The 26517-nt window shown below is 53.0% G+C and carries 23 protein-coding genes; 10 read left to right on the top strand and 13 right to left on the bottom strand.

What is annotated here, in order from left to right; translation table 11 throughout:
• Nucleotides 1–1929, top strand: a complete 1929-nt coding sequence (locus P9J57_RS20390; protein WP_019105837.1) for a methyl-accepting chemotaxis protein — start codon at nt 1–3, stop codon at nt 1927–1929.
• A gap of 138 nt (nt 1930–2067) precedes the next feature.
• Here P9J57_RS20390 and arnF read toward each other — a convergent pair whose 3' ends face one another.
• From arnF to arnB, 7 genes are read right to left on the bottom strand one after another with little or no spacing between them, the layout of a single operon-like run.
• Nucleotides 2068–2445: a 4-amino-4-deoxy-L-arabinose-phosphoundecaprenol flippase subunit ArnF gene (arnF, locus tag P9J57_RS20395; protein WP_013027841.1), complete on the bottom strand. Its 378-nt coding sequence runs from the start codon at nt 2443–2445 to the stop codon at nt 2068–2070.
• Nucleotides 2442–2765 carry a 4-amino-4-deoxy-L-arabinose-phosphoundecaprenol flippase subunit ArnE gene (arnE, locus tag P9J57_RS20400; RefSeq protein ID WP_024471468.1) on the bottom strand — a complete coding sequence of 108 codons (324 nt, stop codon included), beginning with the start codon at nt 2763–2765 and terminating at the stop codon, nt 2442–2444. Before arnE ends, arnF begins: the two co-directional genes overlap by 4 nt.
• Nucleotides 2765–4426: a lipid IV(A) 4-amino-4-deoxy-L-arabinosyltransferase gene (arnT, locus tag P9J57_RS20405; protein ID WP_104933802.1), complete on the bottom strand. Its 1662-nt coding sequence runs from the start codon at nt 4424–4426 to the stop codon at nt 2765–2767. Before arnT ends, arnE begins: the two co-directional genes overlap by 1 nt.
• A gap of 5 nt (nt 4427–4431) precedes the next feature.
• Entirely contained in the window at nt 4432–5325 is an 894-nt protein-coding gene (gene arnD, locus P9J57_RS20410; protein WP_013027838.1) for a 4-deoxy-4-formamido-L-arabinose-phosphoundecaprenol deformylase, read from the bottom strand.
• On the bottom strand, nt 5322–7304 hold the full coding sequence (gene arnA / locus P9J57_RS20415; RefSeq protein WP_019105840.1) for a bifunctional UDP-4-amino-4-deoxy-L-arabinose formyltransferase/UDP-glucuronic acid oxidase ArnA: 1983 nt from the start codon (nt 7302–7304) through the stop codon (nt 5322–5324). Before arnA ends, arnD begins: the two co-directional genes overlap by 4 nt.
• Nucleotides 7304–8284 carry an undecaprenyl-phosphate 4-deoxy-4-formamido-L-arabinose transferase gene (gene arnC, locus P9J57_RS20420; protein WP_013027836.1) on the bottom strand — a complete coding sequence of 327 codons (981 nt, stop codon included), beginning with the start codon at nt 8282–8284 and terminating at the stop codon, nt 7304–7306. Before arnC ends, arnA begins: the two co-directional genes overlap by 1 nt.
• A complete protein-coding gene (gene arnB, locus P9J57_RS20425) occupies nt 8285–9421 on the bottom strand; it encodes a UDP-4-amino-4-deoxy-L-arabinose aminotransferase (protein WP_014333101.1) in 1137 nt (378 codons plus the stop codon).
• Nucleotides 9422–9957: 536 nt separating this feature from the next.
• Between arnB and P9J57_RS20430 the strand changes: the two genes are divergently transcribed.
• Entirely contained in the window at nt 9958–10344 is a 387-nt protein-coding gene (locus tag P9J57_RS20430; RefSeq protein WP_014604616.1) for a bleomycin resistance protein, read from the top strand.
• Between the two features lie 35 nt (nt 10345–10379).
• Here the strand turns inward: P9J57_RS20430 and P9J57_RS20435 are convergent, their stop codons facing one another.
• Nucleotides 10380–10691, bottom strand: a complete 312-nt coding sequence (locus P9J57_RS20435) for a hypothetical protein (protein WP_014333098.1) — start codon at nt 10689–10691, stop codon at nt 10380–10382.
• A gap of 59 nt (nt 10692–10750) precedes the next feature.
• On the opposite strand from P9J57_RS20435, the gene P9J57_RS20440 reads away from it, so the two are divergent.
• Nucleotides 10751–11152 carry a hypothetical protein gene (locus P9J57_RS20440; RefSeq protein ID WP_227008748.1) on the top strand — a complete coding sequence of 134 codons (402 nt, stop codon included), beginning with the start codon at nt 10751–10753 and terminating at the stop codon, nt 11150–11152.
• Nucleotides 11153–11240: 88 nt separating this feature from the next.
• On the opposite strand, the gene P9J57_RS20445 is transcribed toward P9J57_RS20440, so the two are convergent.
• Entirely contained in the window at nt 11241–12047 is an 807-nt protein-coding gene (locus P9J57_RS20445; protein ID WP_483279524.1) for a MipA/OmpV family protein, read from the bottom strand.
• A gap of 105 nt (nt 12048–12152) precedes the next feature.
• Here P9J57_RS20445 and P9J57_RS20450 point away from each other — a divergent pair, with 105 nt between their 5' ends.
• From P9J57_RS20450 to P9J57_RS20465, 4 genes are all read left to right on the top strand, one after another.
• Nucleotides 12153–12845 (top strand): response regulator, encoded by a 693-nt coding sequence (locus P9J57_RS20450; protein WP_014604612.1) that lies wholly within the window; start codon nt 12153–12155, stop codon nt 12843–12845.
• Nucleotides 12842–14029: a sensor histidine kinase gene (locus P9J57_RS20455; RefSeq protein WP_029569546.1), complete on the top strand. Its 1188-nt coding sequence runs from the start codon at nt 12842–12844 to the stop codon at nt 14027–14029. The genes P9J57_RS20450 and P9J57_RS20455 overlap by 4 nt, the downstream gene beginning before the upstream one ends.
• 133 nt (nt 14030–14162) lie before the next feature.
• Nucleotides 14163–15293: an efflux RND transporter periplasmic adaptor subunit gene (locus P9J57_RS20460; protein ID WP_483279525.1), complete on the top strand. Its 1131-nt coding sequence runs from the start codon at nt 14163–14165 to the stop codon at nt 15291–15293.
• A complete protein-coding gene (locus tag P9J57_RS20465) occupies nt 15290–18367 on the top strand; it encodes an efflux RND transporter permease subunit (RefSeq protein WP_078829090.1) in 3078 nt (1025 codons plus the stop codon). The genes P9J57_RS20460 and P9J57_RS20465 overlap by 4 nt, the downstream gene beginning before the upstream one ends.
• 180 nt (nt 18368–18547) lie before the next feature.
• On the opposite strand, the gene P9J57_RS20470 is transcribed toward P9J57_RS20465, so the two are convergent.
• Nucleotides 18548–20206 (bottom strand): methyl-accepting chemotaxis protein, encoded by a 1659-nt coding sequence (locus tag P9J57_RS20470; RefSeq protein ID WP_483279526.1) that lies wholly within the window; start codon nt 20204–20206, stop codon nt 18548–18550.
• 332 nt (nt 20207–20538) lie between these two features.
• Between P9J57_RS20470 and P9J57_RS20475 the strand changes: the two genes are divergently transcribed.
• A complete protein-coding gene (locus P9J57_RS20475) occupies nt 20539–20886 on the top strand; it encodes a gamma-glutamylcyclotransferase family protein (RefSeq protein WP_014333089.1) in 348 nt (115 codons plus the stop codon).
• A gap of 20 nt (nt 20887–20906) precedes the next feature.
• Here P9J57_RS20475 and P9J57_RS20480 read toward each other — a convergent pair whose 3' ends face one another.
• The gene (locus tag P9J57_RS20480) at nt 20907–21812 is read right to left on the bottom strand and encodes a DMT family transporter (RefSeq protein ID WP_013027824.1); all 906 of its coding nucleotides are present in this window, start codon (nt 21810–21812) and stop codon (nt 20907–20909) included.
• 169 nt (nt 21813–21981) lie between these two features.
• Here P9J57_RS20480 and P9J57_RS20485 point away from each other — a divergent pair, with 169 nt between their 5' ends.
• A complete protein-coding gene (locus tag P9J57_RS20485) occupies nt 21982–22866 on the top strand; it encodes a helix-turn-helix domain-containing protein (RefSeq protein ID WP_014598165.1) in 885 nt (294 codons plus the stop codon).
• 737 nt (nt 22867–23603) lie between these two features.
• Here P9J57_RS20485 and P9J57_RS20490 read toward each other — a convergent pair.
• Nucleotides 23604–23759 carry a hypothetical protein gene (locus P9J57_RS20490; RefSeq protein ID WP_155644247.1) on the bottom strand — a complete coding sequence of 52 codons (156 nt, stop codon included), beginning with the start codon at nt 23757–23759 and terminating at the stop codon, nt 23604–23606.
• Between the two features lie 194 nt (nt 23760–23953).
• Between P9J57_RS20490 and P9J57_RS20495 the strand changes: the two genes are divergently transcribed.
• Nucleotides 23954–24988: an alpha/beta hydrolase gene (locus tag P9J57_RS20495; protein WP_104933850.1), complete on the top strand. Its 1035-nt coding sequence runs from the start codon at nt 23954–23956 to the stop codon at nt 24986–24988.
• Between the two features lie 41 nt (nt 24989–25029).
• Here P9J57_RS20495 and P9J57_RS20500 read toward each other — a convergent pair whose 3' ends face one another.
• Nucleotides 25030–26490 carry a mannitol dehydrogenase family protein gene (locus tag P9J57_RS20500; RefSeq protein WP_483279527.1) on the bottom strand — a complete coding sequence of 487 codons (1461 nt, stop codon included), beginning with the start codon at nt 26488–26490 and terminating at the stop codon, nt 25030–25032.
• Nucleotides 26491–26517: the final 27 nt, after the last annotated feature.

Below are 26517 nucleotides of genomic sequence, written 5' to 3' on the forward strand. Positions count from 1 at the left end.
ATGTTTATTACACGTACGTTTTCCGATATGAAAATAGGAAAAAAGCTGGGGTTGAGTTTTGGCGTGCTTATCGTTGCGACCCTCGCGATAGCGCTTCTGGCCTTCAAAGGTTTCCAGAGCATTAAAGAGAATTCAGCAAAACAAGACGTTACCGTCAACATGGTCAATACACTCAGTAAAGCGCGCATGAACCGTTTACTGTATCAGTACACGAAAGACGAGCAGTATGCTCAGGTCAACGCCCGCGCACTCAACGAATTAAGCGCCCATTTTGACACGTTAAAGAAATTTGACTGGAACGCTCAGGGTGAACAACAGCTTGACGTTCTGGGGAGCGCGTTACAAAGCTATCAAACCCTGCGCCAGGCATTCTATCTCGCCTCCAAAAAGACCTTTGCGGCTTCTGCGGTTATTCAGGGTAACGATCTGCTCACGCTTGGGCAAAGTCTTGATGGGGTGAATATTCCCGCTCAGCCAGAGGCAATGCTGCAGGTATTACGCTTAGCCTCATTACTGAAGGAGGTCGCCGGTGACGTCGAGCGCTTTATTGACAAGCCCACTGAAGCCAGTAAAGTCGAAATTTACGGTAATATTACGTCCATTGAGCAGATCCGAACTCAGCTTTCGGCGCTCGCCATTCCTGAGATCCAGACGGTCCTTAATACGCAAAAAACGGATCTGACGCAATTAAAGCAGGCTTTCACGGACTATATGACTGCCGTGGGTGCAGAGGCCGCTGCCTCTTCACAACTCAGTGCAGTGGCCGAAAAGTTAAATACATCTGTGGCTGAGCTCTTTGACTACCAGGCATCTGAATCTACCAGCGCTCTACTTAACGCTGAACGTCAGATCGCCGTCGTTGCCGCATTGTGTATCCTGCTCAGCCTGTTGGTTGCCTGGCGTATTACGCGCGCCATTACGGTACCGCTGAAAGAAACGTTGAGCGTGGCTCAGCGCATCTCTGAAGGCGACCTTACCGCCACGCTTTCAACCACGCGGCGCGACGAACTGGGCCAGTTGATGCAGGCGGTCAGCGTGATGAACGAAAGTCTGCAAAACATCATCACCAACGTGCGCGACGGAGTGAACAGTGTGGCGCGTGCCTCTTCTGAGATCGCCGCCGGTAATATGGACTTGTCATCGCGCACTGAGCAGCAGTCTGCCGCCGTGGTGCAAACCGCTGCCAGTATGGAAGAGTTAACTTCCACCGTTAAGCAAAATGCTGAAAACGCGCACCATGCCAGCCAGCTTGCAACGGAAGCATCGGCGAATGCCGGACGGGGCGGTGACATCATTCGTAACGTAGTCACCACCATGCAAGGCATTACAACCAGCTCAGGTAAAATTGGCGAAATCATCAGCGTAATCAATGGAATATCTTTCCAGACAAATATTCTGGCGCTGAACGCAGCTGTTGAAGCGGCACGGGCGGGCGAGCAAGGTCGGGGTTTTGCAGTTGTCGCCGGCGAAGTCAGAAATCTTGCGCAGCGCAGTTCTGTGGCGGCGAAGGAAATCGAGACGCTGATCCGTGATTCACTGCATCGTGTTAACGAAGGGTCCACGCTGGTCGATCAGGCGGGATCGACGATGGATGAAATAGTCTTGTCCGTCACGCAGGTGAAGGACATCATGAGCGAAATCGCGGCGGCTTCCGATGAGCAAAACCGCGGCATATCACAAATTGCTCAGGCAATGACAGAAATGGATACCACAACACAACAAAACGCCGCACTGGTTGAAGAGTCTTCAGCCGCCGCCAGCTCGCTGGAGTCTCAGGCAGAAGAGCTGGAAAAAACGGTCGCCGTGTTCCGTTTGCCCGCGAACAAGAGTGGAATGGCCGTTAGCCACAGCACAGCAAAATCTGTGACCAAAGCGCCTGTCTCTCTACGTCAGCCCAGTCCAGCCGAGGGTAACTGGGAAACGTTCTGACTGTGATGATAAAAAACGCCGGCATAATGCCGGCGTTTGTGTTTGATACGCATCAACGCGGTTCACCAACCCTGCCCCTGCTCTTTCGGCATAGCCAGACGTTAACTGCCTGACATGGCTCAGAGGGAAACCGTGCTTTCAGCTCGTTTTTCCTGGCTTGACGCACAGACAAAGTAAACCCACCAGGATCAGAAATACCCCCGCCATCGCGCCCGCATGGAAAGGCTCTGCAAACAGCGGCAGGCTGATCGCCAGCAACCACACCAGCACGTAGCTGATGCTCAGTAGCGGATAAGCCCGGCTCAGCGGCAGGTGGCGCAGTGCTAAAAACCAACTCACCATCGAGCAGGCATACGCCGTTAATCCGCCACACAGCACCAGCAGCGGTAGCCAGTAAAGCGCGTATTGCGTTATCAACATCGGCAGCGCGGGCAACTGGTGCATTGCCCAGCGCAGCATCAGCTGGGCCAGCGTCACCAGTAAGACGCTGCACAGTGCCAGCAGGTAGCCTCTCATGCGTAACTCCCTATGATGGCCACGCCCACCACTATCAGTGCGGTGCCCATCCACTGCCAGCGGGTCATTCTTTCCTGCCAGACAAAGCGCGCGGCCAGCGCGACCAGGATGAAATTAATACTCAGCATTGGGTAAGCCAGGCTGACGGGCAACCGCTGCAGCACTAACAGCCAGACGACCATCCCCAGCGCCAGCAGCGCCAGGCTGGCAACCAGCCAGCCTGTAAGTCGTGCCCGGTTGGTCTGACGCGCCGCCTGCTTTTGGCAGAGCTGACCGGCACAGGTAAGCAGACTGGTCAGCAGGACCAACAACAAACTCATCACTCATCAGCCTGGTTATATTGCAGCAAAAGCATCCGACCGTTACGGTAGACAGCATCCGCAGGCGGTAAGTCTGTTGGCGTCGCTTCTCCACGATCCAGCATTAAAATCAATGAGACATTGCCCGCTTTACGATGTGCCTTAAGCCACTGCGGGAAATCTTCGCTGCTGACATAGGAGGAATGCGCATCAGGGAAGCTGAGGCCATATTGCAGTTCGCCTTTTTGACTGTATGCAATGATATCGCTACGCTGCAACGTCCAGGCAATCGCAGAAGAGACGCCTGAATTATCGCTTAATATGTAGCGGCTATTGGCAAGGCTGCTTTCAATGCTGCGAATAAACACCTGAGGTTGCTTCGTGTTTTCAACGCCTTCAGGAATGGCCGACCCCACACAGAGTGCCAGAGCCAGCGGGCATAGTGCCGCTGCCAGCCAACGACTTTGTGGCGATTTCAGGCTGAAAAGCCCCGCAATTGCCCAGCCAGCAAAGGACAACACGGCCATAGACAGCGCCAGCAACTGATGCGGTCCATAGAGCGGTCGATGACTCAAACCCCAGGGCGCAAATACGGCTAATAACGCAATAATACAGGCCGTACCGAATACGATATTTATCCACGCATTGATGGTAAAGACTCGCGTGTTCTGGCGGGCTTTTTGCCAGGCATAGCTGGCCATCAGCAAGGCCAACGGCGCAAAGCAGGGCAGGATATACGTTGGCAGTTTGCCCTTTGCGATACTGAAAAACAGCAGCGGAATGACCACCCAGCTCAGGAGATAAAGCGCACCGGGAGACTGTTTGCGTTCGCGCCAGCCCGACCGCAATGCGCCAGGCAGCAGCGCCAGCCAGGGAAGCGCACCGGCGATCAGTACGGGCACGTAATACCAGAAAGGCGCTTTGTGTTGGGCATTCTCTTCTGCAAAACGCTGAATATGCTCGACCCAGAAAAAGTAATGCCAGAAGTCAGGTTGCTGCTGCTGAATCGCGATCGCCCAGGGCGCACTGATTAATGCCGCGCTGACGATGGCAAGCGGGCCAAAAATAACCAGTTCGCGGAAACGCTGGTGCCAGATGGCCCAGGGCAGGATCGCTATCACCGGTACGGCAAGAGCCAGAAAACCTTTGGTCATAAAGCCCATACCGCAGGCCAGCCCTAACAGCAGATAACGCACGACCCTTTGCGGGTTAGTTTGTGCCTCACTGGCATACCAGTAGCTGCACATGGCGGCCACCATCCACAATGTCAGCATCGGGTCCAGCACCGCGTAACTTCCAACGCCGTAAACCAGCAGCGAGGTTAAAAAGATCACGCTGGCCGTTAGCGCCACGCTGCGCTGCGCAAAAATACGGCAGCCCAGCCAGAAAATCAGCACTGCGCTCATCAACGTTGAAAAGACCGAACCAATCCTGACCGCAAAGTTATTGTGGCCAAAAATGGCCTGACCTACGGTGTTGAACCAGTATCCGGCTATCGGTTTTTCAAAATAACGCAGACCGAAGAAATGCGGCGTAATCCAGTTACCGTTTTGCAGCATTTCCCGGCTGATTTCGGCATAACGTGTTTCGTCAGGTTGCCAGAGATTACGGAACTCCAGAGGGACTAAATAATAGAGGATAAAAAGTGAAACCAGTAATAGGGTCTTTTTGGTGGCAGTCATGGTGCTTACCTTGTTAAATTCTCACAACCCAACCAGCCTTCCCGGCCAGCGATATGACCACGAACCACTTTACCCACCGGTAAGGTTTCGAGGTCTGCAGGTAAGAGTTCGCTCAGCGGGCAAAACTGTATTCCCTGCTCACGGGCGCGCTGCAACAACGTATCAAACGCACTAAGCTGGCTGATACCTTCCACTTCGGCATGGATGGTATAAACCGGCGTGCCCTGGTCAGCCTGAATTTTTTCCAGAATGTAGTCGTTGAAACGTTCGGCGCTGAGCGTGGGTCCGACGACCTCGTCCCATGTCGGTAAGGTGACAGGGATCTGAACCGTACCCAGCTCGCCATTTCTTAACTGTGGGCGAAACGGCCTGGTACCGCGGCAGTCGCTGTTGTACTGAAAGCCAAACGTTTCTTTTGCCTGGATTACGCGACCATCAGCGCGCCATCCGGCCACCGCTGAGCAGGTCACCGGTTGTCCGGTTATGGCTTCCAGCGCGTCGCGCCCTAACGCTATCTGTTGAATGAGCTGCGGCGCTTTCCAGACGCCCGCCCAGGTTTGCCAGGCAAAATGATCCCAGGCATGCAGACCGACCTCATGGCGATCGGCGGTTGAGCGAATGATATCGCTCATCCCTGCCCCGATCCGCTTTCCTGGCCAGGCCGTTCCGGCTAACAGAATGTCCCAGCCATAAAGGGATGCTGCGCGTGAGCGCAGCATTTTCCACAGAAAGCGTGGTTTCATCAGACGCCATAAATGGCGTCCCATGTTGTCGGGTCCGACACTAAAGAAAAACGACGCCTGGAGATCATGTTTATTGAACAGATCCAGAAGCGCGGGGACACCAAGTTTTGTCCCGCGCCAGGTATCTACATCAACACGCAGACCAACCTTTCTCATTCCTTGTCGTCCTGAAGCTCAACGGTACGCAGGAAGAAGTCGAGCGTATTATCAATCGTGGTGTTCATTTCCACGGTAGGCGTCCAGCCGAGCAGACGTTTAGCATTACGGATTGATGGCTTACGGTGTTCAACATCCTGATAGCCCTTGCCGTAGTAGCTGCTGCTCTCCACTTCGCGGAAGCCGGCAAACGGTGGGAAGCTGGCACGCAGCGGATGACGTTCAAAGCTTTCCAGCAGACGCTCAGCCAGCTCTTTGATACTGGCTTCGTTATCCGGGTTACCGATGTTGATGATTTGTCCGTCGCAATTATTGTTTTTGTTTTCAATAATTTTAAACAGCGCTTCGACACCGTCGCTGATATCGGTAAAACAACGCTTCTGGCGACCACCATCAAACAGCTTGATGGGCGATCCTTCCACCAGGTTTAAGATCAGCTGAGTGATCGCACGTGAACTCCCAATACGCGCCGCGTTCAGGTTGTCTAAGCGCGGGCCCATCCAGTTGAAAGGACGGAACAGGGTAAAGCGCAGCCCTTCTTTTTCCCCGTAAGCCCAGATAACGCGATCCAGCAGTTGCTTGGAAACGGAATAAATCCAGCGCTGTTTGTTAATTGGACCCACGACCAGATTTGAGTGATCCTCATCGAAATTCGCATCGGTACACATGCCGTACACTTCAGACGTCGAGGGGAAAATAATGCGTTTGCCGTATTTAACGCAGTCGCGAACAATTTTGAGGTTTTCTTCAAAATCCAGTTCGAAAACGCGCAGCGGATTACGGGTATATTCAATCGGTGTTGCGATGGCCACCAGGGGCAGGATCACATCACATTTTTTGATGTGATACTCAATCCACTCAGAGTGAATACTGATGTCGCCTTCAACAAACTGGAAGCGTGGATGTCCGACAAACCGGCTAATCGCATCAGAACCAATATCCAGACCAAAGACTTCGAAATTGTCATCCTGCAGCAAACGTTCGGTCAGATGGTTACCGATAAATCCGTTCACACCCAGGATTAAGACACGGGTACGGCGTTTTACGGCTGCAACGGCCTGTGAATAAAGCAGTGCGCCATTCACCATGCCCAGATGCTGAGCCAGCTGAACACCGTTCATGTACACGCTGTTTGCGGTCTGGCCGGTCTGAATCTCCAGGGCACCTTCTCCACAGGCCACGACAAATGGCTCTGCAGACAGCACGGTGCCGGGCCTGACGTTATGCGGGGTGGAGAGTACTTTTGCTTTCCAGACCACGAATTTGGTGGTGCCGGCAAAGGCAAACGCGCCCGGCCACGGATCGGTTACCGCACGCACCAGATTATTAATTTGGCTGGCAGGCAGCGCCCAGTTAATCCGGCCATCTTCTGGCGTACGACGACCCACTACCGTGGCGTCCGCTTCATTTTGCGGGGTGCCAACGATGTTGCCCTGTTTCATGGCAGGTAAAGCACTTTCAAGAAGCGCGCTGGCGCAGTCAACCAGCTTGCGGTGCAGCGTCAGTGCGTTATCTTCATCGGCGATGGCGACACGCTGCTGAGCAATGATATCGCCCGCGTCCGCTTTTTTAACCATGCGGTGTAAAGTGACACCGGTTTCGGTTTCTCCGTTGACCAGCGCCCAGTTTAATGGTGCGCGTCCGCGATATTTTGGCAGCAGTGAGCCGTGAAGGTTAAAGGCTCCCTGCTTCGCACTGTTCAGAATCTGATCGCACAGCAGGTTACGGTAATAGAAAGAGAAAATCACATCGGGTTCAGCCGATTTGATGCGATCGATCCACAGAGGATGGTTAACTTCATCCGGAGCATAAACCGGGATAGAATTTTCAGCCGCGATTCGCGCCACTGAGCCAAAAAAGTGATTTTCTGACGCCGTGTCGGCATGGGTATAGATCGCGCTGATGGTAAAGCCCGCTTTTAACAGCGCATTGATGCCCGCACAACCCATGTCGTGATAAGCGAAGACGATAGTTTTCATTACTCGGTTTCCTGTACAGAACGGTCTTTCTGAGGATTGATAACACGTTGAATAAAATAGCGAGGTCTGGCACGAACATCGTTGTAAATACGGCCGATATACTCGCCAAGCAGCCCCATACCAATAAACTGCGCGCCGATGAAAATAAACAGCACGGCAAATAACACGAAGACGCCATCACCGGCCCAGGCTGCTCCGAAACACAGTCGCAGAAGAATCAACACCACGGAGAAGGCAAAACCAGTCAGCGCAATAAGGCTGCCGAGCACGCTCAGCATGCGTAACGGGGTCGTGGTAAGGCAGGTCACCAGGTCATACATCAGGTTGATTAAGCGCATGAAGCTGTATTTTGAACTGCCGTGCTCACGTTCAGCATGAGTGACGGGCAATTCGATCGTGCGTCGTGCAAAGGTATTCGCCAGAATAGGAATAAACGTGCTGCGCTCGTGGCAGTTCAGCATGGCATCAATGATGTGGCGACGGTAAGCCCGCAGCATGCAACCATAATCACCCATCGATTTTCCGGTCACGCGCTGAATCATCTGGTTGATGGTGCGTGATGCCTGACGGCGGAACCAGCTGTCCTGGCGATTCTGGCGAACGGTGCCCACAACGTCATAGCCTTCCTGGGCGGCAGCCACCAGACGCGGGATCTCTTCAGGTGGATTTTGCAAGTCTGCATCCAGCGTGATAATCAAATCTCCGCTGACGTGACTGAAGCCCGCCATGATCGCGGAGTGCTGGCCATAATTACGGTTAAGTAGCACAGCCACAATATGGCTGTCCGGCAGCGAGGCGGCGTCAGCAATCATTACGGCTGATGCATCCTGGCTCCCGTCGTCAACCAACAGGATCTCATAGTCCAGATTAAGACTTTTACAGGCATCATTCGTGCGCTGAATTAATGCCGGTAAACTTTCCTGCTCGTTATAGACCGGGATCACTACCGATACTTTTTCAATCTCTTTATCGTCGAACATTTAAACCCCAGTCAGTTCACGTAGTGCGCTGATAACGCGTTCAACGTCATCATCTGTCATGTCGGGAAACAGCGGAATCGAACAAATGCGTTCGCTGTTCCACTCAGTCGCGGGCAACGATAATTGCGGATAGTGCTCGCGGTAATATTTGTGTGTGTGGGCCGCGCGGAAATGCAGGCCGGTTCCGATATCCTGCTCTTTAAGCTTCTGCATCAGCGCATCGCGAGAGAAACCACATGCCTGCTCATCCACACGGATGATGAAGAGATGCCACGCATGCTGGTGCGACCAGGCGGGCGGAACCAGCGGCTTGAAGGGCGTATCTTTCAGCGCCTCCAGATAGCGTTGCGCAATGGCCGCGCGGCGCTGGTTGATTTCAGGCAACTTTTCAAGTTGGACCAGCGCAATGGCCGCGCTGATATCAGGCAGGTTGTATTTAAAGCCGGGCATGATGACTTCCGCCTGCGGCTGACGGCCATGGGTTTGTCTGTCAAAGGCATCGACGCCAAGGCCATGAAATTTGAGGCTACGGATGCGATCGGCAAGGGCAGCATCGTCGGTCACGACCAGACCACCCTCGGCGCAGGTCATATTTTTGATAGCGTGGAATGAAAAAATAGCATTTCCATGCCCGCCAACATGCTTGCCCTTGTAATACGTGCCGGCCGCATGTGCCGCATCTTCGATGACCGGAATGCCATGGCGTTTGCCAATAGCATAAATGGCATCGATATCGGCGGGTGCGCCAGCGTAGTGGACAGGGATGATCGCTTTGGTATTTGGGGTGATTGCCGCCTCAATGGCTTCAGGCGTGACCATCAGGTTATCGACGTCAATATCGATCATGACCGGTGTGGCACCCAGTAAAGTGATGATGTTGAGTGTGGAAACCCAGGTCAGTGAAGGGGTAATAACCTCATCCCCTGCCTTAATGCCCAGCGCCATCAACATGACGTGCATACCGGCGGTGGCGGAAGTCACGGCGATAGCGTGTTGATTTCCGGTCAGCTGGCAGAATGCACGCTCAAGTTCTGCACATTTTGGCCCGGTAGTAATCCATCCCGATGCAAACACATCACGTACTGCAGACAGTTCAGTTTCACCCAGAGATGGGCGGGAAAACGGAAGAAACGCCATCAAGTAATATCCTTAAACTGTTTTGCCGTTTTTCTAAAAACTGAGATGAATTTTGAAATGCAAAAGTGAGAAAAATGCAATTGAACGTTCATCAAACGTCGTCAAAATCGGCAAAAAACAGGCAAAATCACAAAAATCTGGCAAGAGAAATAAAACATTAGAAAAATATTTATTTCACACCGGTCTCAAATCATACGCCCGGAACCTTAACCAAACATTAAACACCTTGAGAAATTAACAAATTGACATGATATTTCTCACTTTTACCAGACTAATCACATTAAATAAACAGATATGTTTGACAGTTGCGTAAAGGTACTAAAAAGACAGTTTGGCGTTCAAAAAAGGCTGAGGACAAAATTGACAGAATCGCTACGATCGGGGAAAGTCACAGAGGTGAATCGCGTTATTTATTAGTCGTCTGGCCCGCTTTATTCGACAGAAAATTTCGCTTAACCACAATTTTATTGAAATTCAGGGTGTTACCCGTAACCATGCGTCCCAATGAAACCTCAGCCACTCAATACTGGAACCCGATGGTGCCTGAACTTGCCGTGACGGATTTTGCGGCATCCTGGGCTTTTTACGTGGAGGCGATCGGTTTTAAGGTGAGAATCAGGCGCGAGAATCCTGACTTTGCCTATCTCTGTTATGGTCAAGTACAGCTAATGATTGAACAGGTACACGAAGGCGGTTGGCTCACCGCTGAAATGGCCTATCCTCTGGGACGAGGAATAAACTTACAGATTGACGTTCCGGACATCGAGACGCTCTACAGTCGTCTGCTCAGATTGAGTACGCCCCTCTTTCGGCCGCTACGCGAAAATTGTTACGACACGGGGGAACGCGTCGAATGTCAAAAAGAGTTCCTGGTTCAGGACCCCGACGGCTATCTTCTCCGCTTTTGTCAGCCTGTCGGCTGATTTCATCAACCGGCAGGCGCACCGATATTGAGCATTTACAGCGGCACGATTTCGCTCACCTGATGCTGGAAAACATAGGGGTCAGAGACTAAGGCAAAGGCCTTATCATCCGGCCAGGTCACGGCGACGTGGTAATTTTCACCCGCAAACTTTTTCACTGCAGTTAAATCCTCCCAGTACGTCGCCAGAAAAAAATGCTGCCACTCTCCCTGCGTTTCCTGATGCACGAAAGCGGCTTTATTCCCTGGCGTCGCCAGGGCGTGCTCAACACCCGTCTTTTGTAGATGGCGGGCAAACCCTTCGGCATGTTCTCGCGGAACGCATCCGTGCCATGTCCTGACAATCATTTTTTCTCCTTAAGACCAGTCTGCATTAGAGGGTAATACCTTGATTTTACACATCACTCTTGAAAAATACGGAAAAATTTTGCCTCGCACTGGCACAAATCCTAATTTGTTCTACATTTACTGGCCCGACCAGGGATAACGACATTAATCACAGCAATAACTTAACGGTAACAAACATGGAATTGAGCAAATTTGAGGTCAGAACTGGCCTGTGGCCACACATGCATTTCACCGACATCGAATACGATCAGCGCGGCAGCAGCTACGAAATTTATGCCACTGATGTGACGCATCAGACCAAGAGTAAGCTGTTTATTTGCCGGACGGTTGATGAACAACAGGCGAGACTGCTGGCTGAGCAGTTCAGGATTTGGCTGCCTAAGATCAACAGCAAAAAGCGCAAAGCAGCCGCAAAGAAATCGCCAACAGGCTATGACCGGATTGCATGCCATAAAGGCTAAGCGCTGACAGACCTGTTTTGGGGGTTGGCTTAACCCTCACAGGAACTCAGCGCCCGTAGCCGCCAGACAATCCTGTTGGTCTGGCCTGTCAGAATGAGTAGGTGATTGCCGCCGTCACGGAGGCCCCCCCGCGGCGGAAGACAATTGGACTGTCCGCCGCGTTTTTATCCAGCCAGCTGTAATCGCCGATTAAACTGATTCCCCATCCTGAAGCAAACTGATGGCTCCATGTCACACTGGCATCCGTCCCATAGAAGCCGCCATGGGTGGTGTAATCGGCGTACCCGCTTCGGACATGCTGCTCCCTGCTTACCCCGTAAAACGTGTTGATATAGCGCGCATCCCCAAACAGTCCTGCTATCTGCAATGCTACAGTGTCACTTTTCGTCTGCCATGGAATGAGGGTGACCGATGTCTGATACTGAACACCCTGGCTGTCGCTTAGCGGAAGCGTCGCTTTTCCTTCCACGATAAACCAGGGCGTTACCGACCAGCCGAGAGCCAGGGCGGTATTGACAACCGGATCGATATTCCCCATGCCTTTCAGGCTGTCGTCCCCTGCTCGCCACGACGAATCACGGTCTGAGCGACCCAGACTCAATCCCAGTGTATGCTCCAGGTAAAGGCCGTTTTCAGCCTGTAAGTCGTAACCTATCCCTTTCTGAGAATCAAAAAATATCGGCCCCTCGCGCCACTGAATAACCGGAACGGCTTGCCAGTGATGCTGTTTCGCCCCGCTGTAACGTGGTGCATTGTTTGCCGCCAAACCCACTGTCAGGCTGTTTTCTGGCGCAGAACTGTCATCTGCCCTGGCATTCAGAACACTTAGCGTCAGCATTAAACTGACCATGTGAAGCGCATGTTTTCCGGTTATTATCACTTTGCTTGATCTCATCAGGTGGTGTCATGAAGGCGACATTGTCGCGACCAGGCTGGAGTATAAAAACAGCGTGTCAACAAAAGCCCAGGAAACGATGGAGAAACGGTCAAGGTGGCCCAAATGAAAACAAAACGCGTATTGATTATTGAAGATGACGCTGATGCCGCCAGCGTACTGGAAGCCTATCTGAAACGTGATGGCTATGACGTGATGGTCGCCAGTAACGGCATGACGGGGCTGGAACAGGTCGGGCGTTGGCAACCTGACCTGATATTGCTGGACGTCATGCTGCCGGTGATGAATGGCACCGAAGTGCTGGCCGCGATCAGACGCAGCGGTGACACGCCCGTTATTATGGTAACCGCGATGGGAGACGCGCCAGACAGAATCGGCGCGTTGCGCTATGGCGCAGATGACTATGTCGTTAAACCCTACCATCCCGGCGAGGTGGTCGCGCGTGTTCAGGCCGTACTGCGCCGCGCGCGGCAAGCGAAAGTGGCGGATGATAAGCTCTGCTGGGCAGGGCTGGAGGTCGATCCTGACTCCCTGACCGCGGTGGTTAACAATGCACAAGGCACTCACCGACTCGATCTGACGCCAACGGAATTTTCCATTCTGGTGACCTTAATGCGCGCACCCACTCGCCCGTTCAGCCGTCTGTTTTTGCTCGAGAACTGTCTGCCAGAGAGTGATGCGCTTGAACGCGTCGTTGATACGCACGTCTACAATCTCCGCCGCAAGCTTGAGGCCGCAGGGATGACAGAGATTTTACCCGCAGTGCGCAGCGTGGGTTACAGGTTCAGACAACCATGAAGCCAGACAGCAACGATTCAATGTGGCGCTGGATCTGTATCCGCATACTGATTCTCGGCTTAGGCGGCGTGATTCTTATCGCCTTTTGCATGTGGCTGAGATTTGCCCTGCAAATACTCTGGGTTTACTACCGTATGCCCGCCGCACTCTGGGCAGAGTTTTCCCAACTGCGCCTGCATCCGGAGCAGGATCCGGCTCGCTTTCATCAGATCGTCGATCAATGGTGGGGCGTTGGCTTTTCCGACCCTTCTATTGCGTCTTCGGACTGGATTACCGTAGCCGTGCTGGTCGCTTTCATTATTCCCTTTTTTGTGGTGATGGGATTGCGCTTTGCCTTGCCGCTGGCAAAACAATTCAGCCAGTTGGCGCACGCGGCGCGTGATGTCGCACGGGGAAAATTCAGCACCTCGGTCGGTCAGGTAAAAGGCGCGCCGCAGGAGTTAGTGCGGTTCACCGATGACTTTAACCTGATGACCCAGCAGCTGGCGCGCTATGAGCGTGAACTTAAAGCCTCACATGTTGCGATTGCCCATGAACTCCGCTCGCCCTTAACCGCGGCCATGGGGCGACTACAGGGCATTGTGGACGGCGTGTTTGAACCCGAACCTCGGCAGTTTTCCATGATTATGAAGCAGCTGACGCAACTGAGCCGGCTGACAGACGAGCTCCATCTGCTGTCGCTAGCCGATGCCGGTCAGCTGAGCCTGAATCTGTCCCGGTTTAATCTTGCTGACCTGGTGCGGGAAAGGGCTTCCTGGCTGGCGCTACAGGCGGAGGCTGAGCAGGTGGAAATAGATGTTCAGTCACCAACATCGCTGCCTTATACGGGCGATGCTTTCCGCTTCGGTCAGGTGATCACGATTTTAATGGAGAATGCATTGCGCTATGCGGCCGAAGGCAAGCGAATTTCCATTGATGCGCACGCCTCAGACTCCGCCATCACTCTGCAGTTTCGTGATTATGGTCCGGGTGTCGATCCTCAGTTCTTAAGCGTTATCTTTGACCGTTTCACCCGGGCAGACTCCTCCCGGGCCCGTCATTCTGGCGGGAGCGGTTTGGGATTGTCTATTGCGAAAGCCATCGTTGAGGCTCACGGCGGTGCTATCCGTGCCAGCCTGCCGCCTGAAGGAGGATTACACATCATGATTACGCTGCCCATAATAGAAAGCCTGCCAGCAGAGTAGGACCGGCAAAAGTGAAGCCTGCGCGCCCTGCGCCAGGCATTTTTGCTGACCTTGACCATTTCTTGATGATTCATAAAAGGATTCTGGACATAAGCCACGTTAAATGAGGCTGTCTCATTTAAGGAATCCGGCTATGACAGATTTTATTCCTTGTTTTGCTCGCCAGGCGCTGCGCCACCTCACCCTCTTCAACGCTGCTGTACCGCCACTGTTCGTGGTGGGCATCTTGATACTTGCAGGGTGTAGAGATGAAAAGCCTGCCCAGCGGGACACGCTACGTCCCGTCCGTACCCTGACGGTACCGCCCTTTTCCAGTGGCGGTCTTATGACGCAAACGGGTGAGCTCCGGGCGCACGAAGAAATAGCATTAGCGTTCAGACTGGAGGGTCGGGTAACCGCCCGAACGACTGATATGGGTCAGCACGTTACCGCAGGTCAGGTGCTTGCGACATTAGAGAGTAACGCTGCCCAAAATCAGCTCAGCAGCGCGACGGCCGATCTCAACAGTGCACGGGCATCGGAGCGCGTTGCCGCTCTCACGCTTCACCGTATGAAGCTGCTCATGCCGGGCGGTGCCATCTCCCGCGCGCAGTTAGATAGCGCGCAAGGTGACTGGCAGGTCGCCGTTTCCCGCCGTCAAAGCAGTGAGGCTGCGCTTAAAAATGCGCGCGATAATATGGCCTGGACACAGCTCACCGCACCGCGTGACGGCGTGATCACCTCGATAAACGTTCAGCCCGGGCAGGTGGTGAGTGCGGCGCAGACGGTCATGACGCTGGCAGCCGACGGCAAGCGCGATGCCGTGTTTGACCTCGCCGAACCTACACTCACAGAAAAGGCGACAACCACGCCGATCCGGATCGCGCTGTTATCCAATGCTGCGCTGAAGGCGGACGGGCAGTTTCGTGATATCAGCCCGCAGGCCGATTCACAAACCCGCACCTGGCGGCTTCGCGTGACGCTGACCAATCCGCCAGCCGATATGGCACTGGGTTCAACGGTACTGGGCACTTTTCCCGGAAAAGTGGACCAGGTCATTGCGCTGCCAGCCAGTGCACTCACGCGAGCCGGGGAGCGGCCTGCCGTCTTCGTCGTTAACAGCAAAACCCAGCAGATTCAGGTCAGGCCCATCCAACTGACGCGGTTTGATGCACAGCAGATCTATCTCAGCGCTGGCGTGCAGCCGGGCGAGCGCGTGGTCACCGCAGGCGTAAAAACATTGCTGCCAGGCGAGCGCGTCAGGCTTGAGGAGAACGACAAATGAAACCGGACAGCACTCTGCACGGCGTTAACCTGTCCGCCTGGGCGCTAGCGCACCAGCAGCTGGTGATCTTCTTTATGCTGTTAGTGATGACGACGGGTGTTCTCAGCTACATCGATCTGCCGCGTAATGAAGATCCCGCCTTTACGATTAAAACGGCGGTGGTGTCGGCACAGTGGCCTGGCGCCACGGTCGAAGACACCATGCAGTTGGTCACCGATACGTTGGAAAAAAAGCTTCAGGAAACGCCTTCGCTGGATTTTATTGAAAGTGAAACGCGGGCTGGCAAGACGGTGATATTTGTTAATCTGCGCGATGATACGCCCCCGGCACAGGTTCCAACCATCTGGTACCAGATCCGGAAAAAAATGCAGGATATCGCCCCAAGCCTGCCGCAAGGCGTTCAGGGCCCAGGCGTCAATGATGAGTTTGGTGATACGTTTGGCACCATTTATGGTTTTACCGCCGATGGCTTCAGCCCACGTGAACTGCGCGATAAGGTCGATAATATTCGTCGTGACCTGATGGATGTGCCTGACACGGGCAAAATTACCCTGTTGGGTGAACAGGAGGAGCAGATTGTTATCGCCTTCTCACCCAGGAAGCTGGATGGTATGGGCCTTACGCTTCAGCAAGTCAGCGATGCATTAACGGCGCAGAATGCCGTGGCGCCCGCGGGGGAAATACGCACCGATAAAGAGAATATTGCGCTTCGTGTCAGCGGTGCGCTGACGACGGTGGCAAACCTGGAGGCGGTTACACTGCGCATTGGTCAGCGCTTTATCCCGCTGTCGGATATTGCGACGATCTCGCTTCAGCCCTCACAGCCACCCTCTTCCACCTTTCGTGTCAATGGTGAGCCCGCCATTGGGCTGGCGGTTTCCATGGCCCCTTCTGGCAACATGCTCAGATTTGGCCAGGCACTCAATCAGCGGATGGCAATTATCGCCAGCCAGTTACCGCATGGTATCAATATGATAAAAGTCGCCGATCAATCCACCGTCGTCAAAACGGCGGTTAGCGGATTTGTTCAGGTGCTGGCGGAAGCCGTCATCATTGTCCTGGCGATATCCTTTTTTTCGCTGGGTTTTCGGGCGGGGCTGGTGGTCGCGGCGGCGATCCCGTTGGTGCTGGCCATGACGTTTGTCGGAATGACGTTTGCAGGGATAGGTTTGCAACGTATTTCACTGGGCGCCTTAATTATTGCACTCGGGCTGCTGGTTGATGATGCGATGATCACGGTGGAAACCATGGTGTCACGCATTGAAGCAGGCGACAGCAAATGGCAGGCGGCAACATTTGCGTTTAAAACCACGGCCTTCCCTATGCTGACGGGCACGCTGGTGATAATAGCCGGTTTTATCCCAGTGGGCTTTGCCGCCTCCAGCGCGGGCGAATATTGTTACTCGCTTTTTGCGGTTGTCTTGATTTCTCTGCTCTGCTCCTGGGTGGTGGCTATTCTGTTTTCACCCGTGACAGGCACCTGGCTGCTGACCGATAGCGCCCACGCAACGCACAAACAGCCGGGGCTGATGGGCCGATTTTATCGCCGTCTGCTCGATCAAACGCTTAGGTATCGCTGGACGACGGTCACTCTCGCCCTCCTGCTGCTGGGCATGGGGATCTTCGGCACAACGCTGATGCAGGGGGAATTTTTCCCCGCATCAGACCGCCCTGAGCTGTTAGTGAACCTGACATTGCCCGCGAATGCCTCTCAAACCGAAACCACCCGGCGAACCGGACAACTGGAAAACCTGATACGCAGCGATAACGACATCGATCATTTCTCCAGTTATGTCGGCTCTGGCGCGGTACGTTTCTATTTGCCGATGGAGGTCTTGCTGGACAATGAAAATACTGCCCAGCTGGTGGTGGTTGCGAAGAGCCTTGACGCTCGTGACAGAGTACGCAACAAGCTGGATCACATCCTGGCACGTGACTTTAGTGATATCACCTCGCGCGTTTCGCCCCTTGAACTGGGGCCACCGATTGGCTGGCCGCTAAAGTACCGCGTTACAGGCCCCGACTACAGGCAGGTTCGTGAAATTGCGGAAAAACTGGCCTTACAGCTGTCACGATCGCCAAATACGCGTGAGGTGAATATGACAGCAGGTGAACCCGAGCGGGTTATCAGACTTGATGTCAATCAGACGGCAGCGCGTGCGGTTGGTGTCTCTTCTGAAAGCATTGCCTCCATGCTGAATACTGTGACGTCAGGCAGTAAGGTAACCACGATCCGTGATCGTAACCGACTGATTGATGTGGTGCTCAGGGGAAACGATGAGGAACGGCAAAATACCGATATCCTCAACGGTCTGATGCTGGATACCGCCTCTGGACAGAAAATCCCACTGGGTCAGGTTGCGACATTGAAATGGCAGCTTGAGGATCCGGTTATCTGGCGACGTCAGCGCCAGCCTTACATTACGGTGCAAACCGATATTGCCTCTACGGCGCGTGCTGAAAACGTTTCAGATCAGCTGAAGCCCGAACTGGATACATTCCGCGCGTCCTTGCCTGCCGGCTATCATATTGAAGAAGGCGGTACCGTCGCCGAATCGGATAAAGGTAACCGATCGGTGTTTGCGGTGTTGCCGGTCACGCTGAGTGTGATGCTTATCCTGTTGATGCTGCAGTTGAAACGCTTCTCAAGAATGTTGCTGGCGCTGCTGATGGCCCCTTTCGGCTTACCCGGCATCGTTATCGCCATGTTGCCGAGTGGAACGCCAATGGGATTTGTTGCGCTGTTAGGGATTATCGCGCTGGCAGGCATGATCATCCGTAACGCGGTGATCATGATCAGTGAGGTGGACAGTAATACTCAGGCAGGCATGATGCACAACGAGGCGATTTATCACGCGGCTATTCATCGCGCCCGACCAATATTACTGACGGCTTGTGCGGCGATATTCGGCATGTTGCCCATCTCCCGGCAGGTGTTCTGGGGGCCAATGGCGTACGCCATTATCGGCGGTCTGGTCACCGGAACGCTGGTCACGTTAACGCTGTTACCGGCCTCGCTCAGCCTGGTCATGCAAAGAGAAGGACGCCGTCAGAATCAGGTGCAAGATCAGTGAGTGATAACCGGCAGTAACAGGGGGCCTGATCAGGCCTGCCTGTTACCCAGGACAACAAGCGACACGCTCACCCGCTTTACTGGCAGAAAAGACGTGCATCGGGCAATAAAAAAGCGCTGTCGTACACAGCGCTTTTTGTCGCCAGCAGGCACCGGCGGGCTTAGATCCCTAAAGAAGGCATCAGAAACTTTCCCAGTTAACCTTATCGACGTTGACTGCTTTCAAATCCGGCCTTTTCAATGCGGGTACTGACGGGCTCACCGGCACACTGGCTGGTGAAGCAACCTGGGTGACACTGTCATTAACCTTAAAGGTTGAAACCAGTCTCGACAGCGTTTCTGCCTGCTCCTGCAGAGATTTAGACGCCGAAGACGCTTCTTCAACCAGTGAGGCGTTTTGCTGCGTCACTTCATCCATTTGCCCGATGGCCAGATGAACCTGCTCAATGCCTTTACTCTGCTCGGCCGTAGCGGCCGCAATTTCATTGACTAAATCAGCGACCTGTTGAATAGCATTGCTGACGTTGTCTGAATTGCTGCCCACGCTTGTTGCCTGCTCAAGGCCCTGCTCAACTTGTGAAACTGACACGTTGATAAGATCTTTAATCTCCCGGGCTGCGGACGAAGAGCGCTGTGCCAGATTACGGACCTCAGAGGCGACGACCGCGAACCCCCTGCCGTGTTCACCGGCACGTGCCGCTTCTACCGCGGCATTAAGCGCCAGGATATTGGTCTGGAAAGCAATCCCCTCAATAAGCCCGGTGATTTCAGAAATTTTGGCAGAACTGCCGCGAATGTCGCCCATCGTCGTCAACATTTGACTGACTGCGGAGCCGTTTTGTTTGGACAGCGTATTGGCATTACTTGCCAGATTGCTGGCCTGGACCGCACCTTCCGCATTCTGACGCACGGTATCGCTCAGCGTCGCCATACTGACTGACGTTTCTTCCAGTGAAGCCGCCTGTTGTTCCGTACGCGATGACAGGTCTTCATTGCCCGCTGCGATTTGCGTCGCGCCCGTACTGACAGATTGCGCTGAATGGTTCACAGACATCAGAGTGGTGGATACACGTTTCAACAAATCATTAAACGCTGATGCGGTCTGGCCTATTTCATCGTTTCTGAGGACAGGCGCTGAACAGGTCAAATCAAGGTTATTACTGACGGTCGACATCGTATCTTTAATGCTGGTCAGGCTTCTTTTAATTCCCAGAATAATACTGACAGAGAACAGGCCGAGTAACACAATAACCAGCACGGATGCACTTGTCATCATCCAAAACGTCTGTGAATAAATACGGTTATTCTCTGCTCTTAATCCATCACCAATTTTAATATTCAAATCGATTTGTTTGGTGAAGTCAGACTCCATTTTGCGGGCAGCGGCGCCAATGCCGTTTTCGCCCTGAAGCTGTTCTAGCGACAGGGCATTATCGTGACTGCGCGAAGCTGCAAGAAATGCCGGAAGCGTGCTACGAACCGCGTCAAGGTTACGTTGCGCCTGTACCGTCATCGCTTTATCTTCATCACTGGAAATATCATTCGCCATATAGTAGTCATTCAGCGATTTAATATTATCAAGAATGCCATTGATTTTATCTTCAGCTGCGGACTGTTTCGCGCTGTCGGCCATCGACTGATGACGATACAGTGCCAGCCCGAGCTGGTTAGTTGCACTGATTGATTTGTTCAGATCTTTAATGCTGGGTATCGCATTCACCTGAACATATTCAAAGCGCGACTGGAAACCGGATATCACGGATAATGAAACAGCAACGAGCGCACAAAGTGATAACGCCAGCAATGAAAATGCCAGCACCAAACGCTGGGTAATAGTCATAAAAGCCCCTGAGTGTGAAATTGAAAAAAGGTTATCGCAATGCATTCTTATCGGCACAGTACAAACCAGCTTTACCTGTTAATCAGAGATATATTTAATTTCTAAAACTTGATAAATAGAAAATAAAGACTAAGTCACTCAACCGCTGACGGGAATAAAAAATAATAACTTGCCTCAGCCTTTAGCGATTAAACCCTGTTCTATTTGCGCGTTGCCTTGCATAAGGTTGTTGTTTATCAGCCTGATATACAGACTCGTGACCTGATCGCCCCTGCCTGATGACAACGACATTCCAGACAGGTAAGGTGGCATTTTTTGTGACAGAGACGAATATGGAAAGGTTGTTTGTTTATGGCACCCTGTGTCCGGGCCGCAGTAACGCCTCTCTTCTGGAGAACATCGGTGGCGCCTGGCAGGCCGGAGTTGTCCGGGGCGTTTTTTTTACTGAAGGGCGCGGCGCGGCTGCAGGCTTCCCCGGTATTGTTGTGGACGATCGCGGGCCACAAGTGCAGGGCTTTCTTTTTTCCTCGGACAATCTGTACCTACACTGGCCGATGCTGGATGAATTTGAGGAGGGTTATGACCGGATCAGCGTTAAGGTGGCCCTGGAAAACGGTGACAGTGTCACCGCATGGATATATCAACTTCAGCCGCAGAGCATTCCGCAAGCCAGTGAATAACGCCTTATCTGATCACTGCTTTATAGCGTGCCCGGCATGGGTTTCGGTTTTGGCCAGCGCAAGGGACGTCCGAACATCACCAGGTTACCGCCCAGGATCATCAGCAATCCCACCACGCTGTGGCTTTGCCAGTGATAGCCTTCATAAACCGTCGATAAGGTGAGGGCAACCAACGGAAACATCAGTGTTGTGTATGCGGCTTTAGCGGCGCCCGTACGTCTGACCAGGGTGAAATACGCCCAAAACGCAATGACCGAACCGAATATGGACAAATAAAGCAAGGCACTGAGGTAGCTCAGTGTCCAGAGCGGTGAGAAACTCACGCCACGAAGTAGAGCGATAATGCCCATGACCATTGCGCCGTATAACATAGCCCAGGCGTTAGTGGTCATGGTTTCCAGCTGTCTGCGCTGATGCCGCAGGCTGATCATGTTGCCCAGAGAAAAGCCAAACGTGCCCAACGCCGACAGGCCGATGCCTCGCCACAGTCCACCGCTTGCGCCGCTGATGTGCAGATCGTCCCAAAACAACAGGATCATGCCCGTTAATCCCAGCGTGACCGCAAACCAGAAACGCGGCTGGGGGCGCTGCCCAAAAAACAGATAACTGTTTACTGCGTTATACAGCACCGCCATTGAAAAAATCACGGACTCTAAACCGGTATTGATATAGCCGGCGGCGGTGTAAAAGCACCAAAAATTAAAGCAAAATACACAGCAGCCCTGCAAAGCGCAAAACAGATGATCGCGCGGCGATAATCTGCGCAGGCGCCCCATTATCTGCAGGAGCGTCAGCAATAAAATACTGGCTATGGCGAAGCGCCAGAAAACGGACACCGTGACATCAACGGGCCCTTGTTGCAAAAAGATGGCAATCCAGGTTGTACCCCAGATAACCACGACCACAGCATAGAGTAATGCGTTCATGCTTTTTCCTTTAAACGAAGCAGAACACAGTGTCCCAACTGATGAGGACGCACGCTTCTATGAACCTGCGTCTGATTTGCAAAATCTTGCGCATTTTAACGATACAGATCTGGCTACCTGCTGGCTCTCGCCCTAGACTGAGCCTCTGATGAACGGGCGGAAAAGAGTTATGTCTCGCGTTTACGACACGTTTGAAATACTGCGTCAAAATAAAGCTGTGTTGCGCGAATCGGTCATGCTTAACTCCGGCATCCGGCTGGCAGCATGGCACAACAAGCAAGACAGGATTACCGTAAACAGTAACCATCACACGCTAAGCCTGTATGTTGCCGATGGCTATGAGAGTTACCACAAAACCGCTTCCGGCTGGCGAAACGGCGGTGGACCAGATAAATTCTGCCTGATGCCGCAGCAGAGCGAATCCACATGGGACGTACGTAATAACCTCTCTTTTGTGCATCTCTATTGCACAGATGAGCATTTACGCGATGTGGGCGAGAAAATATGGGATCGCAGCCCGCTGTCGATTGCACTGGATGAGAAAATATTTTGCAGTGATGCCAGTATCACCACGTTGTATCGCCAGTTCTTACTCAGCTGTGACTGGCAGCAGCCCGCAAATCACCTCATGTTGAGCACTGCCAGCACCCTGTTATTAACTCATCTGATCCAGCACTATTCCAGCGTTCAGTGGCGGCCTCCGGCGGTAACGGGTGGACTGGCCCCCTTTGTATTACGCAATACGCTGGCTTTTATTGATGCGCACCTGGCATTGCCCCTCACGCTTGATGCACTGGCCACTCAGGCAAACCTGAGTGAGTACCATTTTGCCAGGATGTTTCGCCAGTCGCTCGGTATTGCGCCGCATCAGTACGTCATGCAGCGCCGCATGGAAAAAGCACAGCAGATGGTGCAGTCAACCTCGCTGCCGTTGACGCAAATCGCACTGGATACTGGCTTTAGTTCGCTAAGTCATTTCAGCCACCGCTTCAAACAGGTGACAGGCTTGACCCCTTCGCAACTGCGAATGGCGAATGGCGTGAAAGCGCCCTGAATCAGAGGCACTGGTAAGGGCTGATAACCGTGGCCGGAATTCAGCAACGATAATTTCATGTCTGCGTAACTTAAACCTATCCTCACTCACCCACAGGTATTGGCTTTACTCACGTTGCATCCTGATTATACTAGGCACGCATTCATTCAGGCTTCATGGCATCGGCGTGATTGAAGGTTGGGATGGCTGTTTCGTAAAGCCGACCATGATTACCCGCATGACAATCGCCATTCTGGTCAGCCAGCAGTTAACGAATGAGGACTGTGGTCATGTTACTGTTTAAAAACGCGCTATTCCCTCCTCCCGCAAAGCGAGTGCAATCGCTGTAAGCCTTATCGACGCGATGTCTTGCTGTCGCCACAGTTATTCCTACACGAGCAGCGTAACAGCAGGCTGGATCATCCCTTTTTTGTCGCCATGCATGCGGATAGCCGCACAGGAACATGACGCCAACATCAGCCGATAAAGAGGCTTACCGCCTATCGTTAAACCGTCAGACTTATCACCTGATGCAACATTGATATCGAGCGGCGTAATAAAGAGGTGCCTCTGCCGCCGAAACATCAGCGCACTCGGGCCGGGATAACGGCATGGGTTTCTGACAGGCAGAAGCCGGACGCTGTCTCACCGGGTGACGTTAATGTTCACATCATCGGATGCGATTAACCGTCATCATAATGACAAGGAAGCACATCATGAAGTTTTCATCTGAAAGCGCGATTTCGTTCATTTTTCTTTTAACCGGCCTGATCCTGACAGGATTGGGTATCTGGCAAATACTGACGCCGTGAGGTGACGCTATGCGTAAATTCACGCTTGATCGGATTTTTATTCAGGTGGTAGCTATCGCAGTCGTTTTTATCCTGCTTACCATCGTCATTCGCTAATCTCATCGGGCCAGACCGCCACAAGGTTTGGCCCGCGCCTCATCACTCCGCAATCTTTCCCCCAAAATCCGGCTTTCATAATCTCGCTCAACTTCTCTTTGCCGTTTATGCATTACCGTCTGATTGCTGAAAATGACAGCCTTAATGCAGTTTTTTTTTGTTCAATTGAGAGCATTTCTCTCAACGTCTGGGGAAAAATTATGAATCTATGCCACAATTTTTTAATTGGTGGGTTAGCAGCAATGATGACAATGGGGAGCGCGATGGCGACAGAGCATAACGATCTGACGGGTTATCGTGAGGGTGCAAAGGTTATTCAGGTCAAACCAACACGCAATCAGATAGATGCCATTAGTGGCATCGTTTATTCACAAATCACGACGGCACGAGAGACCAGGCCGCTCCATATGTCGCTGTTAGTGCCCCGCACCGACGCGCCTAAACCCGCCATCATTTATTTTCCCGGTGGCGGTTTTACCAGTGCCAATCACGATAAGTACATCCAGATGCGTATGGCGCTGGCAGAGGCTGGCTTTGTTGTGGCCGCTGCGGAATATCGCGTTGTACCGGATACCTTCCCGGCTCCGGTAAATGATGGTAAAGCGGCAGTGCGCTATTTGCGACAACATGCCGAGACATACGGCATTGATCCCGCGCGCATTGGTGTACTCGGCGATTCGGCTGGGGGATGGCTTGTGCAAATGCTCGGCACCTCACAGGGGGAAACGGCGTTTGATCGCGGTGATTTCACCGATAAATCCTCTGATGTACAGGCAGTGGCAACGCTATATGGCATATCCGACCTCCTTAACATTGGCGAAGGTTATGCCGATGAAATTCAAAAAGTTCATCAGTCACCTGCGGTAACCGAGGCATTGCTGGTGCACGGTCCAGCCTTTCGTGAGTTTGCTGGCGCAAGCATCATGGACGACACGGCAAAAGCACGGCATGCCAGCCCTATGGGACATTTACGAAACAGCAAGCCGCCTTTCCTGATTATGCACGGTGATAAAGATTCTCTGGTATCGCCCCATCAAAGTGCGCAGCTGTTTGATGCACTCAGGAAAGCCGGTGAGAAAGTGGACTACGTTGTGGTGAAAGGGGCAGAGCATGCCGACCTCACCTGGTACCAGCCGGAAGTGATCCAGGAAGTCGTAAGCTGGTTTACGCGCGAACTCAAACCAGATACGGGCGTCGTTGCCGACCAATCTGGCCGTCCAAACGATAACCTGTAATCGCCAGGCAAGCCACTGCCCGTGGCTTGCCTCACTGAAGATTAATGCGCAACGGCAGCGGCTACCGCGCCTTTCGCCCCTTTATCAAGCAGAAGCTGATAGGCACGGGTTACCTGCTCCACAAAGTACGCATTATTTGCCAGCGCCTCACCAAAAATGGCATCGACACCTAATAATGCTTTCACCCTCGCCTCGCCATCAGCACTGGATCCCACAGCAGCGTTCAAAGTGGGTAATAACGGGTCGATCACTTCAATCGGATTTCCCTGCTCGTCTACGCCTGAGACATAGCGCATCCAACCGGCAATGCCCAGGGCGAGCAGGTCAAAATCACTTTCGTTTCTGAGATGCCAACGAACCGAGTCCAGCCAGCGCTGAGGAAGTTTCTGGCTGCCATCCATGGCTATCTGCCAGGCACGGTGCTTTAACGCATGGTTTTCAAAGCGCGCGATCAGCAGGTCAGCATAACGCGTCAGATCCACGCCCTTAACTTGCAATGTCGGTGCCTGCTCCTGCAGCATCAACGTTCGTGCTGCCCGTCTGAAATCGGGATCCTCCATGCAGTCACAAATATGTTCATAGCCCGCCAGATAACCAAGATAGGCCAGAAATGAGTGGCTGCCGTTTAACATGCGCAACTTCATTTCTTCGTACGGGACAACATCGTTAACGAGTTCTGCGCCGGCCTTTTCCCACTCAGGACGTCCGGCTACGAAGTTATCCTCTATCACCCATTGCCTGAAGGGTTCACAGGCCACCGCCAGAGCATCCTGCACTCCTGTCACCTGTGCAATTTTATTCAGGCTTTCCTGGGTAACGGCGGGTACGATACGATCCACCATGGTAGAAGGAAAAGTGACGTGCTGTTCGATCCAGCTTGCCAGTTCGCGATCGCATTGCCGCGCATAGGCGCAAACGACCCCGGCAATCACCCGGCCATTTTCAGGAATGTTATCGCAGGACATGACGCTGAAGGCGGCTAACCCCGCCGCTCTGCGGCGGGCCAGCGCTTCAACGATGATGCCTGGGGCGGAATGGGGCTGATGGGGCTGTGCTAAGTCAGCTACGATGAGGGGATGGTCACGCATCAGTTCGCCTGTCGCGGGCGCGTGGCAGTAGCCCTTTTCGGTAATCGTTAACGACACAATGGCAACCTGCGGCTGGCATAGCGCCTCCAGCACGGCTTCAGTGCCATCAACCTGCGCATGAAGCGCCTGCCTGACGACGCCAACCACCCTGCCTGACCACGCACTGGCGGACATTTCTGCCACGGTATAGAGAAAATCCTGACGCTTGAGATCGGCAATCTGTTGCTCACCGCCGATAAGATTGACTTCAATATAACCCCAGTTGCTGCTGTGTTCAGCAGCAAGAACGTCTGCATAGACAGCCTGATGGGCACGGTGAAACGCACCAAATCCGAGATGAACGATTTTCGGAACCAGATTATGGCGATCCCACTGTGGAACGGTGGCGTTAGCACTGAGTAATTTATTTGGCATTGTAATCTCACTGTTAATTAAAGTTAT

The sequence above is a fragment of the Pantoea sp. nfd-35 genome, from assembly GCF_056892255.1.

Bases quoted from the DNA above. Each gene is read 5' to 3' on its own strand.
- P9J57_RS20485 (WP_014598165.1), top strand. From the start codon at position 21,982: ATGTCTCGCGTTTACGACACGTTTGAAATACTGCGTCAAAATAAAGCT.
- P9J57_RS20480 (WP_013027824.1), bottom strand. From the start codon at position 21,812: ATGAACGCATTACTCTATGCTGTGGTCGTGGTTATCTGGGGTACAACC.
- P9J57_RS20465 (WP_078829090.1), top strand. From the start codon at position 15,290: ATGAAACCGGACAGCACTCTGCACGGCGTTAACCTGTCCGCCTGGGCG.
- P9J57_RS20500 (WP_483279527.1), bottom strand. From the start codon at position 26,490: ATGCCAAATAAATTACTCAGTGCTAACGCCACCGTTCCACAGTGGGAT.
- P9J57_RS20470 (WP_483279526.1), bottom strand. From the start codon at position 20,206: ATGACTATTACCCAGCGTTTGGTGCTGGCATTTTCATTGCTGGCGTTA.
- P9J57_RS20390 (WP_019105837.1), top strand. From the start codon at position 1: ATGTTTATTACACGTACGTTTTCCGATATGAAAATAGGAAAAAAGCTG.
- arnF (WP_013027841.1), bottom strand. From the start codon at position 2,445: ATGAGAGGCTACCTGCTGGCACTGTGCAGCGTCTTACTGGTGACGCTG.
- arnB (WP_014333101.1), bottom strand. From the start codon at position 9,421: ATGGCGTTTCTTCCGTTTTCCCGCCCATCTCTGGGTGAAACTGAACTG.
- P9J57_RS20495 (WP_104933850.1), top strand. From the start codon at position 23,954: ATGAATCTATGCCACAATTTTTTAATTGGTGGGTTAGCAGCAATGATG.
- arnA (WP_019105840.1), bottom strand. From the start codon at position 7,304: ATGAAAACTATCGTCTTCGCTTATCACGACATGGGTTGTGCGGGCATC.
- P9J57_RS20490 (WP_155644247.1), bottom strand. From the start codon at position 23,759: ATGAGATTAGCGAATGACGATGGTAAGCAGGATAAAAACGACTGCGAT.
- P9J57_RS20430 (WP_014604616.1), top strand. From the start codon at position 9,958: ATGGTGCCTGAACTTGCCGTGACGGATTTTGCGGCATCCTGGGCTTTT.
- P9J57_RS20435 (WP_014333098.1), bottom strand. From the start codon at position 10,691: ATGATTGTCAGGACATGGCACGGATGCGTTCCGCGAGAACATGCCGAA.
- P9J57_RS20445 (WP_483279524.1), bottom strand. From the start codon at position 12,047: ATGAGATCAAGCAAAGTGATAATAACCGGAAAACATGCGCTTCACATG.
- arnT (WP_104933802.1), bottom strand. From the start codon at position 4,426: ATGACTGCCACCAAAAAGACCCTATTACTGGTTTCACTTTTTATCCTC.
- P9J57_RS20450 (WP_014604612.1), top strand. From the start codon at position 12,153: ATGAAAACAAAACGCGTATTGATTATTGAAGATGACGCTGATGCCGCC.
- arnC (WP_013027836.1), bottom strand. From the start codon at position 8,284: ATGTTCGACGATAAAGAGATTGAAAAAGTATCGGTAGTGATCCCGGTC.
- P9J57_RS20475 (WP_014333089.1), top strand. From the start codon at position 20,539: ATGGAAAGGTTGTTTGTTTATGGCACCCTGTGTCCGGGCCGCAGTAAC.
- arnE (WP_024471468.1), bottom strand. From the start codon at position 2,765: ATGAGTTTGTTGTTGGTCCTGCTGACCAGTCTGCTTACCTGTGCCGGT.
- P9J57_RS20455 (WP_029569546.1), top strand. From the start codon at position 12,842: ATGAAGCCAGACAGCAACGATTCAATGTGGCGCTGGATCTGTATCCGC.
- P9J57_RS20460 (WP_483279525.1), top strand. From the start codon at position 14,163: ATGACAGATTTTATTCCTTGTTTTGCTCGCCAGGCGCTGCGCCACCTC.
- arnD (WP_013027838.1), bottom strand. From the start codon at position 5,325: ATGAGAAAGGTTGGTCTGCGTGTTGATGTAGATACCTGGCGCGGGACA.